General features: G+C 70.3%; 11 protein-coding genes. 5 read left to right on the forward strand and 6 right to left on the reverse strand.

All coding sequences use genetic code 11. The features are described from left to right. Positions 1-222 precede the first annotated feature (222 nt). From F784_RS0114970 to F784_RS23285, 3 genes are all read left to right on the forward strand, one after another. A complete protein-coding gene (locus F784_RS0114970; RefSeq protein ID WP_019587537.1) occupies positions 223-1,422 on the forward strand; it encodes a sensor histidine kinase in 1,200 nt (399 codons plus the stop codon). Between the two features lie 111 nt (positions 1,423-1,533). Further along, positions 1,534-3,387: a sensor histidine kinase gene (locus F784_RS24675; protein WP_157465286.1), complete on the forward strand. Its 1,854-nt coding sequence runs from the start codon at positions 1,534-1,536 to the stop codon at positions 3,385-3,387. 458 nt (positions 3,388-3,845) lie between these two features. Further along, on the forward strand, positions 3,846-7,316 hold the full coding sequence (locus F784_RS23285) for a chemotaxis protein CheB (RefSeq protein ID WP_083939237.1): 3,471 nt from the start codon (positions 3,846-3,848) through the stop codon (positions 7,314-7,316). A 27-nt stretch (positions 7,317-7,343) separates the two neighbouring features. Here F784_RS23285 and F784_RS23290 read toward each other — a convergent pair whose 3' ends face one another. After that, positions 7,344-8,483 carry a sensor histidine kinase gene (locus tag F784_RS23290; RefSeq protein WP_281166720.1) on the reverse strand — a complete coding sequence of 380 codons (1,140 nt, stop codon included), beginning with the start codon at positions 8,481-8,483 and terminating at the stop codon, positions 7,344-7,346. 368 nt (positions 8,484-8,851) lie between these two features. Between F784_RS23290 and F784_RS0114990 the strand changes: the two genes are divergently transcribed. Beyond that, positions 8,852-9,436 carry a hypothetical protein gene (locus F784_RS0114990; protein WP_019587540.1) on the forward strand — a complete coding sequence of 195 codons (585 nt, stop codon included), beginning with the start codon at positions 8,852-8,854 and terminating at the stop codon, positions 9,434-9,436. A 332-nt stretch (positions 9,437-9,768) separates the two neighbouring features. Here the strand turns inward: F784_RS0114990 and F784_RS0114995 are convergent, their stop codons facing one another. The 5 genes from F784_RS0114995 to F784_RS26860 form a co-directional block, all read right to left on the reverse strand. Further along, positions 9,769-10,875: a GGDEF domain-containing protein gene (locus tag F784_RS0114995; RefSeq protein WP_019587541.1), complete on the reverse strand. Its 1,107-nt coding sequence runs from the start codon at positions 10,873-10,875 to the stop codon at positions 9,769-9,771. 318 nt (positions 10,876-11,193) lie between these two features. Continuing rightward, a complete protein-coding gene (gene trmB / locus F784_RS0115000; protein WP_019587542.1) occupies positions 11,194-12,204 on the reverse strand; it encodes a tRNA (guanine(46)-N(7))-methyltransferase TrmB in 1,011 nt (336 codons plus the stop codon). Next, a complete protein-coding gene (locus tag F784_RS0115005) occupies positions 12,201-12,944 on the reverse strand; it encodes an FAD-dependent oxidoreductase (protein WP_019587543.1) in 744 nt (247 codons plus the stop codon). Before F784_RS0115005 ends, trmB begins: the two co-directional genes overlap by 4 nt. 26 nt (positions 12,945-12,970) lie before the next feature. Beyond that, positions 12,971-14,689 (reverse strand): PAS domain S-box protein, encoded by a 1,719-nt coding sequence (locus tag F784_RS0115010; RefSeq protein WP_019587544.1) that lies wholly within the window; start codon positions 14,687-14,689, stop codon positions 12,971-12,973. A 53-nt stretch (positions 14,690-14,742) separates the two neighbouring features. Continuing rightward, entirely contained in the window at positions 14,743-14,922 is a 180-nt protein-coding gene (locus F784_RS26860; protein WP_019587545.1) for a hypothetical protein, read from the reverse strand. Between the two features lie 132 nt (positions 14,923-15,054). On the opposite strand from F784_RS26860, the gene F784_RS0115020 reads away from it, so the two are divergent. Further along, on the forward strand, positions 15,055-15,543 hold the full coding sequence (locus tag F784_RS0115020) for an organic hydroperoxide resistance protein (RefSeq protein ID WP_019587546.1): 489 nt from the start codon (positions 15,055-15,057) through the stop codon (positions 15,541-15,543). Positions 15,544-15,838: the final 295 nt, after the last annotated feature.

Here is a 15,838-nt window from a genome sequence, read left to right on the forward strand (position 1 = left end):
GTCTATTGCACAAGAAGTGGCTTTCGCTTCAGGGTTTTGCAACGCAGAAATGCCGTGTTCATCGCGTCGCCTCTCAAGCCGCGAAACCATTCCTTTTCTCGAGTTCGGCTGTTGAGTGCCCACCCGCTGCGGTAAGGTGCGGGAGTCAGGAAGGCTGCACCGTTCGCCTTTCGTTCACTCCACCCTTGGACACGCTGATCAGGAAAGAGGTGACAGGACACCATGACCAACCCAGAACCCACACCCAACCCGCTGGTCACGGACCTTCAGCAGCGTGTGCAGGCCCTGGAAGCGGAACTCCAGACCCGCCAGCAGCAGGCCATGACCCTGTTCAGCGAGGCCCCCGCCCCCTACGTCTTGCTGAACTCCCAGGGCCGCGTTCAGGAGGTCAACGCCGCTGGGTGCGCCCTGCTGGGCCGCAGCCGTGAGGTCCTGCTGGGCAAGCGGCTGGGCGGATTCCTCACCCCTGAGTCGCAAGGCTCCTTCGACGTGCTGCTCCAGCAGGTGTTGGACGGGGGCCTGAAGCACCGTGGGGAAGCCAGGGTGTTGCACGCGGATGACACCCCCTTTGACGTCCTGCTGGACGTCGACGCTTCCATCGTGGACGGGGCCTTCCAGCACTTCCGGCTGGTAATGACGGACATCACCGCCCACCAGCAGGTCAAACAGGACCTTTTGGACACCACCACGGCCCAGGAACGCCAGCTTCAGGAACAGGCCGCCCGGATTCGGGCACTGAACCAGGAACTGGAGCAGATCGTCGCCACCTTCCTCCAGCAACTCCACCTGCCCACCGCGCGGGCCATGAACTTCCTGGGACTGCTGCGCCAAGCCCTGGGGGAACAGCCGGAACAGGTCACCGCACCGCTGCTGAAGACGGAACGGGCCGTGCAGGCGGTCATCGCGCTGCTGGCTACCCTGGACCGCTACATGGGGCTGAGGAGCATGCGGGTCCGCCTTCAGCGCGTGGACCTGAACAAAGTGCTGGATCAGGTGATCAAGGAGGCCCAGCCTCAGCTGGTGGGGCGGAACCTTCGAATCACCAGGGACTCCCTGCCCACGGTGCAGGGCGACATCCAGGGCCTGTACCTGATCCTCAACGAGTACGTGTCGAACGCCGTGAAGTTCACCAAGGAGCGGGAGGCGGCGCGGGTGCATGTCCTGGCGCGGGAGACGGAGACAGAGTACCACATCGGGGTGGAGGACAACGGCACGGGCTTCAACATGCGCCAGAAGGACCGGATTTTCCAGCTGTTCGGGCGGCTGCACTCGTCCAGGGACTACGAGGGGACCGGGGTGGGCCTGATGACCGTGCGCCGGGTGTGTGAGCGCTTCGGGGGCCGGGCATGGGGGGAAGGCAAGGTGGATCAGGGGAGTACGTTCTGGTTCGCCTGGCCCAAGCAGCCCCGGCTGCGCGAGTAGTCCCGGAAGGTGGGAGGGCTAGTCAGAGGGGCCGTGAACCACCCTACCCTTGCGCGTTCACTTGTGGACCGTTCCTCGTCACCGTGTGCACGTCCACCGTATGCTCGGGTGGTGCCCGACGTGTTTACGATGCTGAGCGCACGGTTACAGGACGTGACCGAATCGCTCGCCAGCGCCCAGACCGAACAGGCGGTGTTCGATGTCATCCTGCATCCCGCCGCGCAAGCGCTCAACGCGCACGCCGCCACCGTCCTGCTCACCACCGGTGCGCACCCGCAGCTCCACCGCGTCGCCACCGTCGGCGAGGACGAGTTCCTGCCGTCCGTATGGGCGGACGCCTTGGTCGACGACGACGGCCCCGCCGCGGACGCCCTGGGGCGGCACACACCCCTGCTCTTCGAGCACGACGGGGACCTGGCGCGTGCGTACCCGACCCTGGAGGCGCGCACCGGGGCGACGGCGCCGGTCGCGGCCACGGCGGTGCTGCCCATGTTCCTGGACGAGCGGCCGTTGGGCGTCCTGGTGCTGGACTTCACCGAGCCGCACGTCTTCACGGACGAGGAGCGGCGCTTCCTGCGCATCCTCGCGGCGCAGTGCGCCATTGCCATCGGCCGCGCGCGTCTGCTGCGCGGCCTGGAGGCGCAGGTGGTGGCGCGCACCACGGCGGAGCGGGCGGAGCGGTCCCGCGCGGACACCCTGGCCGTGCTGGGCGACGCGCTGCTGAGTGCGGCCACCCCGGAGGAGGTCGCCCGGGTGACGCTCGCGCAACTCGGTCCGGCGCTGGATGCGCGGGGGCTGGTGATGGTGCAGCTGGACGGTACCCAGGCGCACGCGCCCGTGTGGTGGGGTGAGGTGCCGTCCCCGTTGCGGTCGCTGCTCACCCCGGAGGGTCTGCCGCTGAGTCGCCTGCCGCTGGTCGCACACGTGCAGGCGTGCGGGGCCGGGTGCTACCTGCCGGACGATGCTGCCAGCCTGCCCGCCATGCGGCGACTCACACGTGACGCGGTGGGTGTGGAGCACGTCACGCTTCCAGACGGCACCCTGGCCGGGTTGCTCATGATGTGGCGCGCGCCGGAACACCGGCCATGGCTGCCCGAGGAACGGGCGCTGCTGCGGCGCGGCGCGGCCACCTTGGGGCTCGCCCTGGACCGCGCGGGCACCCTGGCGACGTTGCGGGCCAGCGAGGTGGCGGTGCGGGGGCAGAACACCACGCTGGAGGCGCAGTCGCGGGCGCTGCACGCGGCCAACGCGGAGTTGGACGCCTTCGCGCTGTCGGTGTCCCACGACCTGCGCACCCCGGTGCGCCACATGATCGGCTTCCTGGCGCTGCTGCGCCGCGCCCTGGGGAACGGGCTGGACGGCAACCCGCAGGCGGCGCGGTACCTGGGGGTGGTGGAGGAGGCCGCGGCGCGCATGAACACCCTGATTGACGCGCTGCTGGATTTGGCGCGGACCTCCCGGCAGGCGCTGCGCCTGGAACGGGTGAATCTGGGCGCACTGGTGGAGGCCGTGCGGACGGAGCTGGCGGCCGAGACCGAAGTGCGCAAGGTGACGTGGGTGGTGGGGGCGCTGCCGGACGTGCAGGCCGACGGGGAATTGCTGCGACAGGTGATGCTGAACCTGCTGTCGAACGCGGTGAAGTACACGTGCGGCACACCGCAGGCACGCATCGAGGTGACCGCGGAGGTGCGCGCGGAGGAATGGGTGGTGCAGGCGCGGGACAACGGGGCAGGCTTCGACCCGGCGCACGCGGGCCGCCTGTTCGGGGTATTCCAGCGGCTGCACCGCCAGGAGGAGTTCGAGGGGACTGGCGTGGGGCTCGCCAACGTGCGGCGCATCGTGGAACGCCACGGGGGGCGGGTGTGGGCCGAGGGGCAGCCGGGGGAGGGTGCAGTCTTCGCCTTTACCCTTCCGCGCCCGCAGGAAGAGGCGACCGAGGGACCCGCAGTCACCGCCCTCGTGTGAAGAAGCCACGGCTCCAGGGGCTGGAAGCAGAACCCTTTCCCTTCACGGCGATCGGGGGTCTACCCTGGCGAGGGTGTCACCCGCGGCAGTGGAGCTGTAGTCCGGGTGATCCGGTCCAGGCACCGAGGATGAACCGGGCGGCACGTCCGGGCACGCGGTCCCGGAGAACGCCAAGGAAGGCCGGGACGTTCAGGGGGAGCCCGGTCCTGAAGGAGGACAGGTCCCGCCGCCACGTCCTTCAGAAGACACCCTGCGCGCGGTACAGCCACAGGGCCACCTTCATCCAGCCCGGTGCTGGGGCAGCGCTGCTTCCCCGGAGAGGCGCCGCTCCCACCTCGCCATGGGTCCTCTCACGGAGGTGATGACCGTGTCCCCCACTCAGCGCACGTTTTCCCAACAGAACAGCAATTTCCGCTTCACTGGGCTCCAAGAGGGCACACCTAAACTACGGCACGTGTATGCCCTCACCCCCTAATCCGACACCAGCGTCCTTTGATGTGCTGGTGCTGGTCGCCCCGGTCGACACGCCCGAGGTGACGGCGGCGGTGCTGGCCGAACTCCCCGCCGAGTTGCCCGCCGCGGTGCTTGTCCGTGGGGCGAGCGGCGCGGTGGAGGTGTTCCGCCGCCACACTGGGCAGCCGGTGGAACTGATCGAGAACGGCAGCTCGCTCCAGCCAGGGCACGTGTACCTCAGCCCGCCGCACACGGTTCTGGAAATGCGGCCGGGTGGCCGCTGCGCCGTCACGCCGCCCGAGGGGGAGCTGTCCTCGGAACGTCCGCTGGACCGGTTGCTGGCGTCCCTGGCCGTGAGCTTCGGTTCGCGTGCTCTGGCGGTCATCCTCGCTGGTCCGGGGCATGACGGCGTGATGGGCGTGCGCGCCCTGCATGGCGCGGGCGGGACAGTCTTGGTGCAGGACCCGGAGACGGCCGCTCCCGCCGAGCTGCCGCGCGCGGTGATGAAGGCCGGGGCGGCGGACTTGGTCTTGCCGCGAGAAGACCTCGGCCGCGCCGTCGCGGACCTGCTGGCGGGTGAGCACCTTCTCCAGCCGCCGGGTGAGGCTACGACCGAAGGCTCCTGGACGGCACCACATGCCCCGGCGAAGAAGGCCCTGCTCAACAGCGGGGCGCAGGGCTTCCTGCTCCGCCTCAGCGACGCCCTGCGCCCCCTGGCCGATCCGGTCGACCTGGTGGGCGAGGCGTGCCGTCTGCTGGCCGAGCAGCTGGACGTGGACCGCGCCTACTACGTCGAGGTCGACGAGGCCGCGGGTGTCGCGCGGGTCGCCCGCGACTGGGTGCGCGGCGGCGCCCCCTCGCTGGCGGGTGAGCACCGGGTGGCGGACTTCGGCTGGTCGGTGGCGATCCTGCGCCGGGGGGAATGCCACGTGGTCACCGACACGCGGACCTCGGCGCTGGTGCCCCCGGAGGACCGTCCCGCCTCGGCCGCCCTGGGGATCATCGCGTGCATGGGCGCGCCGCTGATCAAGGGAGGGCGGCTGGTGGGGGCGCTGTGCGTGACCAACTCCCACCCGCGGGTGTGGCAGGAGAGCGAGGTCGAGCTGCTGCGCGAGGTGGCCGAGCGCATCCGGGCCGCTGTCGAGCGCGTCCGCGCCGAGGAAGCCCTGCGCGAGAGCGAAGCGCAGCAGGCCTTCCTGCTGACGCTGTCCGACGCCCTCGCTCCCCTCACCACACCCTCCGAGATCGCCGCCCTCGCCCTGACTCGTCTGTGCGAACGCCTGGACATCAACCGGGTCTTGTACGGCGAGATCGAGGGCGACCTGCTGAAGGTCGAACAGGATTGTCCCCGCGGCGTCCCCTCCATCGTGGGTGAACACTCGTTGGAACCCTTCGGCCCAGGGTTTCTCGCGGCGTATCAGCCCGGCGCCGTCATCCAGGTGAATGACGTCGAGGCGGACCCGAAGCTGACCGAAGGGGGGCGGGCGGCGCTGCGGGAACGGCAGGTGGCGGCCTTCACCGACGTCGTCCTGTACGAGGACGAGCGGCAGGTGGCCTTGTTCGCGGTGCAGAGCGCCACCCCACGTGCCTGGACGCCCCGGGAAACCGACCTGATCCGTGGGGTGGCGGAGCGAACGAGGTCGGCCCTCCGGCGCGCCCGCGCCGAGGAAACCCTGCGGGCGCTGAACGCCACCCTCGAACAGCGGGTGGAGGAGCGCACCCGCCGCCTCGCTGAGCTGAACACCGAGCTGAAATCCCGCACCCGGGCGCTGGAGGCGTTCGCGGAGCTGACCCGGAACCTCACCCCGCACCTCGACCCCTACGCCCTGATCCGGTGGGGGCAGGAGGTCGCGCTCTCCCTGCTGCCTGACGGCTTCGCCACCTACTACGAGCCCGAGGGGGGCCGGTGGCGCTTGCGGGCCCAGGTGGGGGACATGCCCAACCCGGCGCTCCAGGCGGCGGCGGCGGCCGGGTTTCCAGTGGGCGGGACCCCCAGCCTCGACCGGCCCTGGGGGACCGGGACGCCGCTCTTTCAGGAGCGGTATCACGGCGACATCGACGGCCTGGGCGAGCTGGGGGCCGGGGTAGACGCGGGGGCGACGTTCCCGCTCAGCGTGGACGGAGCGCGGTTGGGGGTCCTCGCCGTGGCGCTGTTCGGCGGGCGCGCCTGGTCGGCCTCCGACCGTGCCGTGCTGGAGACGGTCGTGCGCAGCCTGAGCCTGGCCCTGGAGCGGGCGGCGGCGGTGCGCGCCCTGGCCGAGGAACGTGAGGCCCTGGCGGCGTTTGCCGACTTCACCGACCGGGCGGCAGACACCCGGGAGGTGGGGGCACTCATCCGGCAGGCGACGGACGTGCTCGGGCAGGTGCTCGACGTGAACAGCGCCGTGTACTTCGAGCGGGAGGGGGAAGTCTGGCGGCTGCGCCATGCGTCCGGCTCGCTCCCTCCTGAACTCGAAGACGCGCTGAGGGGCGGGGTGCCCGCCGGACTGCCCGGTTTCGCGCTGCCCGAAGGGCGCCGGGAGCCCATGTTCTTCGAGCACTGGAACCCGGGCGCGCGGACTTCACCCGCCCCCGTGCCCTTTACCGCCCTGGCGGCCTACCCCCTGTTTCCAGCCGACCACCCCGCCGGGATGCTGAGCATGGCGGTGACGGACCGCCCCATGTGGACCGAGCGCGAGAAGGCGGTGTTCCGCGCGGTGGGGGACAGCTTCCGCCTCGCCCTTGAACGCACCGCCCGGCTGCAACAGGTCGAGCGGCAACGGGAGAGGTTGGCCGACCTCAACGCGGAACTGGGGGCCCTGATCACCCGCACCGCCCACAACCTCGAAGTTCCGGTCGGGTACCTGAGCCGATTCCTGGAACCGGGGTCCACCCAGGACCTCCTCGCGGAGTTGCCGCCCCACGCCCCCTCCACCCTTCAGGACGAGCTGGCGCGGCTGCGGGGCGTCTCGCGGGACCTACGCGAACTCGCGCGGCTGGAGGACCAGCACGTGAACCGGGAACTGCTGCCGCTGGGCGAGCTGTTCGCCGAGGTGCGGGCAGGCGCCGCGGCGGGGGACCGGGTGCAGTGGCTGATTCGGCCGCTGCCCATCGTGCGGGGAGACCAGGCGCTCTTGAAACAGGCCCTGGAGGTACTGCTCACCTTCACGCTGAGCGACACCCGGGGCGCGCGGTACGTGGACGTCAGCAGCCAGGAGGTCGCGGGCGAGGTGTGGGTGACGGTGCAGGACGACGGGACCGGCCTGACGGGCGAGGAGGCCGCCACCCTCTTTGATCTCTCGGTGAGAACGAACCAGGACGTGCCCCTGTTGGAGGGCAGTGGTTTGGCGCTGGTGCGGCGCGTCCTGGCGCGGCACGGGGGCTGGGCCTGGGCCGAGTCCCGCCTGAACGGGGGAAAGGTCGTCCTCGCCTTTCCCCGCGACGAGACCGTCACCGAACTGGAGGCCCTGTTCCGGCAGGATGAACGGGACACCTGAAGCGGCCTCACCGGTGCCGCTCGCGGGTTACGTCTCCGCCGTGTTTCTGGGGAGGGCCAGCCAGAAGGTGGCTCCCTGCCCGGGCCGTCCCTCGGCCCACACCCGGCCCCCCTGCCGGGAAACCAGGCGCCGGACCAGCGCCAGCCCCAGGCCGCTCCCCCCAAAGTCCTCCGCTCGGTGCAGATGGTTGAAGGGGGTGAAAAGCTGCTCGCGGTAGCGCATGTTGAAGCCGATCCCGTTGTCCTCCACGAAGACCACGTCCTCGCAGTCCAGGTTCTTCGCGCCCACGTGAATCCGGGCGGAGGCGCATGTCCGGGTCGCCCTCAGCGCGTTGCTCAGGAACTGGAGGAGCACGGTCTGCAAGGCGCCCATGTCCCCCCGCACTACGGGCAGGGCGTCGTGGGTCAGGTACACCTCCCGGCCGGACAACTCCGGGGCCAGCCCCTGGACGACCACCCTCAGCACCCGGTTCAGGTCCACAGGCACGAACTTCAGCCGCTGCCGACTCGCGCTGGAGTACAGGGCCAAGGTGCGCAGGCGGGCCTCCAGCTGGTCCCCGGCGCCCAGGATCCGGGCCGTGGCCTGAACCCGCTCCCCGGCAGTTACCTCCTCACCGCCGAGCGGTTCCGCGAAGGCCCGGATGTGCCTCAACGGCGCGTCCATCTCCTGCATGACGGCACTCACAAAGGCATCCAACTCCTGGGTGACTTCCTGCACCTGTGCGGCGTACCCCTCTACCCGGTGCTCCAGGGCCGCGTTCACGCGCAGGAGTTCTTCCCGCGCGGCCCGCCCCGCGCTGATGTCCATAAACATCAGGCGGCCCACGTCGCCGTCCGCCTCCGCCTCGACCTGCGCGTGAAAGGGGGCGCCGCCCTGCCCCAGGAGGGGCAGTTCGACCCGCGCGGGTCCCGGCTGACCGAACACCTGCCGCAGGAACCGCGTCAGGGTGCTGGCATGGGAGGGTGCCGTGAGGGAGGCCAGGCGGCGGCCCTGAAGACGGGCGCGCGGCAGGCCCAGGGCCGACTCGGCCCGAAGGTTGGCGTCCCGGAGGGTGCCAGACGGGTCCAGCAGGAGGTAGGCGACCGGCGCGCGCTCGAAGAGAGCCTGGTCGTGACTCCCGAGGAGTGGAAGCTGGGCGTGAGGGCGGGTGGGAAGGTCGTCGGAGATGGTCTCACCCCCAGGTTGGGAATCGCGCGATCACTGCCGGGCGGCGACGGTGCGGGAAGGACGAAGCGAATGGACGGACCGGATGTCGCCAGTCTAACAGCAGGAGGCCGCTCGCCCCCGTGTCCTGCGCGTTGGCCTCCAGCTGTGCCCCGCCCGTGCAAGTGGATGGGGACAGCGCTGTCCTCGGCGGATCTCGCGCGGTTCCTGCCGCTCCTCGGCAAGGCTGAACTGTTCACGCGGCCCCTCAAGTTGGAAGGTCGAGGGACGCGTGCTGGGTACGAACCCCTGTCTGTTCGCGGCGATCCAGCTCGGTTCGGCCACCCATCACGCCGCACCCGCACCTGCCGCGCGGCGGGACCGTCTTCAGCGTGGGCGGAACCACCTCGACCGGGCAGAGCGCCTATCCCACCGTGAGGGTGTACGCCGAGCGGTACTGCTCGGGCGTCGCGGGTCTCGTGCTGATCGACCCCTGGCACGAGGACGTGCCCGCCGCTATGGTGAACTTCTTCCGCTCGAACCCTCCGGCGCGCGCCGGGCTCAGCGGCGAGATGAACGATTGGCTGAACGAGTTCCACTCGTACGTCCAGGCGTACCAGGCGGGGCACGCGCCGCCCATGATGCAGTGGGACATCCGTGCCGGGGATCAGCAGGCGCGGTCGGTCAGGCCGTTTGGAAAGCTGCCGGTCGTGGTGGTGACGTCCCGCTTCAACATGTTCTCGGGGATGGGTGAGGAACCGACCGTCACCTACGGTCAACGGATGACCCAGGTGTTCGCGACCCAGCAGACGAAACTGCTGAAGATCTCGTCGAACAGCCGTCAGTCTTTCTTCGACCTTGACGACCCGAACAATAAGGCGATCACAGAGACCGAGGTCGAGGAGGCGGCCGTGCGCGCGGTGCTTGACGCTGCCCGCCGAGGCACTCCCCTGCCGCGTTCCATCCCAGTGCCTTGAGCCATTTCTTCATGTCCAACACGTGGCCAACGCGCCCTTTTTGTCCCCCTTTCCAGACGTGTCCACCCCTGTCCGGCCTTCCCCTTCATGTTCGGCCGCACGCGGGGATTTCTCGTCCTGCACGCGTTATCATCCGTGTCCAGGTTGTCCACCGCTGTCCATTCTTGTCCCCACAGAATTACCCTATCTCTTACTGTTAACCGGACGGTCGTTGGTTCGACCCCAACCTGCCGAGCCAGAAGAAAGCCCCCAGCGATGGGGGCCTTTTCGTTGCCTCCACCCGCTGCCGCACCCAGGTCAAGGCGGGCGCAGCACACCCAGGCTGGGCCTTTTCAGGTCGTGGAGCCCAACCGAACAGCCGGGGCTTCGACCTCCGTCAGGGAAGGGCCGACCTCTTCCCCCACCACGCGGTCGCGGCCGGAGCGCTTGGCCTCGTACAGGCGCGCGTCCGCCGTCTCGAAGGTGCTGGATGGACCTGTATCGTGCCGGGCGAGCCCGGCCGAGAACGTCAGGGTCCAGTCTGGCCGACCCGCGCGGGCGCCCAACTGCCTCCGCACTAGATCACGCAGGCGGTTCGCCACGCCCGCCACCACCTCCGGGTCGGCACTGTGCAGCAGCACCGCGAATTCCTCCCCGCCCACCCGGTACACCCGGTCTGTCCCCCGGGTATGCACGGTGAGCAACCCGCCGAGTTCCCGCAGCACCACGTCCCCGAACCCGTGCCCCAACGTGTCGTTGAGACGTTTGAAATGGTCGAGGTCAAGCAGCAGCAGGTGAACGTGGCCGTCGGCGGGAAGGTCGGCGAGGTCGAGGTCGAACTGGCGGCGGTTGAGCAGCCCCGTGAGGGCGTCGCGGTACGCGAGAATGTGCAGGGTGCGGGAGTGGCCCACGCTGTCAAAGCGCACGGCGATCACCGCGAAGGTCACGAGCAGGCCCAGCCCCTGAAGCAGGGTCAGCGGCAGGTAGGCGGTCTGGAAAAGCGCAGGGCCGCGGCCGGGTACGAGGAGCAGGCTGAGGTTGGCGAGGGCAAAGGTCGCGAAGGGTGCCCAGGCATCACGCCAGGTGAGGTGGCTGTGGTGCAAGCGGGTGTGAAATACGCTGGCGACGGCCGCAGTGGTGAGGAGCCCCGAGATGCCGCCCACCGCACCTTCGCCACCCAGCCAGGCGCGGTACAGGGCCAGGGGCAGGGCGACGGCGAAGGCGGGCAGGGGTCCACCGAAGAGGCCCGCAAGCGCGACAGGCACCTGCCGGAAATCGACCCGGACGCCTTCTGCGAGGGGAACGCCATAGCCGATCAGGATCAGGCCGCCCACGACAGAGAGGACGTACCGCAGGGCGAGGCGCAGGGTGTGGTGACGCTCGGTGGCCGTATGGGTCAGGCCACCGATACTGGTAAAGGTCACGAGAATGGAGAAGTTGACAAACAGGGCCGACAGCACGCGAGGCCCAGAGTTCAACACTGGGCCTCGCAAATCTCTTACCTGGGGGCTGCCCGGGACTATGGTGGACAGAAGCGGCCCGCTCGATGCTATCCAAGCAAGCGAGGAGGGAACTGCCGCCTACGCCCCACCATCCGCAGGCGCAACGCTCCAGGTGAGCTTGACCAGGTTCCAGGTGGAGGCTCGGGGAAACCGAACCTCCGGCGGCGCGTCCTGAGCGGTGAACTCACGGTGTTGCCCCCGGCCCTGTCGGCGGTCCGGCCACGTTACGTGGGGGGGCCTTGACTCAATCCTGAGAACACCCCCGGTTCCCGGCCCTCAGTAGCCCCGGTGCCGGACCGTTCCCCCCCGCGCCTCCAGCCAATCCGTGACCGTGCCCACAGCGGCCTTGACCCCGGGCGTGACCACCGGACCGCCGAAGCGGGCGAGGCGGACAAGGTGGGTGCCGTCCTCCCGGGCCGTGAGGTCGATCAGCACTTCCTGGGTGAGCTCGCCCTCCACGACGTGGGCGAGGACCACCCAGCCCGGCCCGGGGCGGGCGATGCCGCCCAGACTGCGGTACAGGTCGAGCAGGACCACCGTCCAACCGACCGGGTCCTCGCGGGTCTGGCCGCCGCGGGCGGTGTGTTTGTGAAACTCGGCGGGGGCGAAGGGCTGGGGCAGGGTCAGGACGGCGTGGGGCACGGCAGGGGGATCCTCCTGGTCGGGGTAGCGGGTGGCGGAACCGTGCGGCACGTGCGGCCGTTCGGTTGGGACGAAGCGGGCGTGGCGCGCCCCCAGCCCCAGGTCACGCCACTTGCGGGCGTATTTGGTCTCCAGGGCGGCGGGAGGGGGATCGGTGAAGTCTACCCCCATGACGCCGCTCACCTCCGCCTCCCGGCAGGCGAACTCGAAATACTCCTCGTGGTCGGTGGTGAGCAGCACGGCCCCGCCAGGTTTCAGGCGGCTGGCGGCCAGGCGGAAGAAGGGGGCACGCAGCAGGCGGTGTTCCTCGTGGCCCGCCTTGGGCCAGGGGTCGGGGAAGTTCACGATGATGCTGTCCAGCCCGCCCTCCGGCACCACCTCGCGGATCAGGGGTGTGGCGGGCAGCCGGGTCAGGACCGTATTGGTGAGTCCGGCCCGGTGCAGCGTGCGCGCGGCCTTGAGGAGCGAGACGCCGCTGATCTCGACCCCCAGGTAGTTCGGCGCCTCGGGAAAGGTCGCGGCAAAGTGCGGCCAGAAGCGCCCGTCCCCGAAGCCCACCTCCAGCACCCAGGGCCGCCCGGGCGTGTCGGGGTAGAGCCGGGCCGCACTGTCCGGGAAATGAAAGTCGGCGAGGCGGAGGATCATGGGCTCACCCGCAGAAGCTCGTCTGCCAGCCGCGCCGCGTCCGTGAGCACGGAGGCGTAGGTGTGATCCCCCGGCGTGCAGCGGCCCAGGGCGTACACCCGGTCGAAGCGCGTGAGGCGGAAGCCGTCCAGTTCCGGGGGCGCGGGCGTCAGGAAGCGCACGTCGTAGGGGGGCGACCCCTCCACCGCCGGAGCCGTCCCCTCGGCGCCGATCAGCCACACCCCCGAGCGGGCGAGGTCGTCGGCCAGGAAGTCGTAGGCGACCTCGGAGAGCCGCCCGGCCTCCTCCAGCGTATCCCCGATCAGCAGGCGGCCTTTCAGGAAGGCGCCGACGGCGAGCACGGTCACGCGCGCCCGCAGGGACGGCCCCTCCCAGGTCGAGAGGGTCACCGCGCCGCCCTCCTCGTCCAACGCGGTCACGGTGCTTTGCAGCAGGTGGATGCCCGCCGTGGCCTCGACCTCCGCCTTGAGATGACGGTGGAAGGTCCAACCGTCGGTGTCGGGGGCGATGTGGGCCGCAATGGACGCGAAGAGGCTCCCCGGGGGGAATCCGGCCCCCTCCACTGTTGGCTGGTACAGGTTGCCCAGGTGGTCGAGCGCCTGCGTGACGAGGAGCACGTCCCGCCCAGCCCGCGCCAGGCGCCAGGCGAACTCGGTGCCCGCCAGGCCCGCCCCGACCACCGCCACGTCGTACAGGTGCCCCGGCTGCGGCTGGCTGCGGGGTGTTGAAGGACCGAACATCAGGGGGGAAGTGTAACGCAGACGGCTCAGCCCGGCCAGGAGGACGGGGCCTCCTGCTCCCCGTGCTCCTCCTCGCGCAGCAGTTCTTCCAGGGCGGCCACCACCCGGGGGTCGAACTGCCCGCCCGCCTGCGCCCGGATCTCCGCCAGCGCCTCGTCGAGGGTCCAGGCGCGCTTGTAGGGCCGCTCGCTCGTCAGGGCGTCGAGCACGTCAGCGACCGCCACGATGCGGCCTGAGAGGGGAATCGCCTCGCCCGCCAGGCCCTGGGGATACCCCGTGCCGTCCCAGCGCTCGTGGTGGGTCAGGGCGATCTCCCGCGCCGCCCGCACCAGGCGGGACGAACCCTCCGCCAGGATGCTCGCCCCCAGCCGGGTGTGGGCCTGCACCAGGCTGAACTCCTCCCGGGTCAGGCGGCCGGGCTTGAGCAGGACGGCGTCGGGCACCCCGATCTTGCCCACGTCGTGCAGGGGGGCGGCGCGTTCGATCAGCGTGACCTCCTCCTCCAGGCCCAGGTGGCGGGCCAGCCCGGCGGCCGTGCGGGCCACCCGGCGCAGATGTTCGCCCGTCGCGTCGTCGCGCAGTTCGGCCGCGCGGGCCAGGCGGTCGAGCACCTCCAGCTGCGCCTCCTCGACCTCCTGGGTGCGGCGGTGGACCAGGGCCTCCAGGGCGGCGTTCTGCTCGTGAATTAGCGCCTCGGCCGCCTTGTGCCGCGTGATGTCACGCACCGTCCCGATCACACCCCGAATCTGGCCCTGGCCGTCGCGGTACACGCCCTTGGTGGACAGAAAGCTGGCGGAGGTGCCGTCGGGGAGCAGGTCCGTCGTCTCGTAGGTCAGGGTCTCGCCGTTCAGCAGCACCTGCGCGTCCCGCTGACGGGAGGCCCGCGCCGTGACGGCGGGAAAGAGCGCCTCGTCGTCCCGGCCCAGGATCTCCTCCACCGGGCGGCCGATCTGCGCGGCCCCCGCCCCGTTGATCATCAGGTAGCGGCCCGCCAGGTCCTTCACGAAGATGGAGGCGGGCACGCTCTCGACCACCGCCCGCAGCAGGTTCTCGCTGGTCCGGAGGGCCTCCTGAGCGGCTTTTGGCTCGGTCAGGTCGCGCAGGTAGATGGTGAAGAGGGACTCATCCCCTAGCCGGAAGGGCGTGATGGTCAGCTCGCAGGGAAACTCCCCACCGCCCCGCCGCAGTGTGGTCACCTCCAGCCGCCTCCCCGGCGCCGGACCCTCACCAGTCCGCACGTACTGCGCCAGCCTCTCCCGGTGGCGGCTGCGGTGGTGTTCGGGGATGATGAGCTCGCCCAGTTCCCGGCCCAGCGCCTCCTCCCGGCTGTACCCGAACAACCGCCCCGCCGCCGGGTTCCACTCCTCGACCCGGCCCCGCCCGTCGATAATAATCACCGCGTCCAGGGCGGAGGTCAGCACCGCGTCCCGCAGGGCGTCACTGCGGCGGCGCTCCCGCAGGCTCCGGCGCAGCTCCAGTTCACTCACCACGCCTGCCGCCAGCTCGCATAGGGTGTCGCACTCCCCGGGGGTGAGGGGCGCGCGGGGCACTATGTCCATCACGCACAGGGTGCCCAGCACCTGCCCCCCGGGCGTCAGGAGGGGTGCGCCCGCGTAAAAGCGCAGGAACGGCCCGCCGGTTACGAGCGGGTTGTGCGCGAACCGCCGGTCGAGGGCCGCATCGGGCACCACCAGCACGTCCCCCGTGAGGATGGCGTGCGGGCAGAAGGCCAGGGAGCGGTCCACCTCGCGCCCATCGAGCCCGATGCAGGCCTTGAACCACTGCCGGTCGGCGTCCGTCAGCGAGACCAGGCGATGGGCGCGCGAAACAACCGGGCCGCCAGCGGGGCGAAGCGGTCGAACGCCTCCTCGGGCTCGGTGTCGAGCACCGCGTACTCCCGCAGCGCCCGAATCCGCTCGGCCTCCCGGGAGTCCTCCGGTGCACTCGACACGGATGGGGGGAGGTCGGGGCCAGCCATGCTGGGGGCAGCGTAAGCACCTGCCTCTTGCCGAATCCTGACAACCCCCCGGGTAGGGACAACCTTCAGAAGGTGGGTCGTTTGACCGTCTGCCCGGGGCAGCCCCCCTAGCGTGGGCGCTCAGGAGGCGACATGACCGACACCAGCCAGGCGACCCAGAACCCGAGCACCCACAACCAGGGCAAAGTGCTGTTCACCACCCAGGCGACGGCCCACGGCGGACGCGCCGGATACATCGAGACCCCCGACCACCACCTGGGCGTGAAGCTCAGCGTGCCGCAGGAGATCGGGGGCGGCGGCGGCGTGGGCACCAACCCCGAGCAACTGTTTGCTGCGGGCTACGCCGCCTGCTTCCAGAGCGCCATCGGCTCGGTCGCCCGGCGCGAGAAGGTCAGCTTCGGGTCCTCGCGCGTGACCGGCGTGGTCGGCCTGGTGCGCGACGACCTCGGCTTCGCCCTGGACGTGGAGCTCCAGATCGTGCTGCCCGGCCTGAGCCGCGAGCAGGCGCAGCATATGGTCGAGGAGGCCCACAAGGTCTGCCCCTACAGCCGGGCCCTGCGCGGCAACGTGAACGTGCGCCTCACGGTCATCGAGGAGCCCGAACACGGCGACGTGGGCTGAGATGGGGAGGTCGGGGGACTGGCCAACCCGAATGACGGTGGAACGGGCGTTCTGATTCCCCCCCTTCGGGCGCTGAGTCATGCACGGCAGCCTCTCATTAATGAGGAAATCGTGCAGACCAGCAAAAAAAGCCCCTCCCCCTTGAGGGGGGAGGCTGGGTGGGGGTGAGCGGGCACGCTCTGCGGCGCAGCCAGGACGACTAGCGGGCCATCTTGAAGCCGCGCAGGCTGCTCGTGCGCCCCCCTCTCCCACGAGGGGAGAGCGAGAAAAGACACTTCCACTGTGCTCTTCCTTG

It is taken from the genome of Deinococcus apachensis DSM 19763, assembly GCF_000381345.1.
GTDB lineage: Bacteria > Deinococcota > Deinococci > Deinococcales > Deinococcaceae > Deinococcus > Deinococcus apachensis.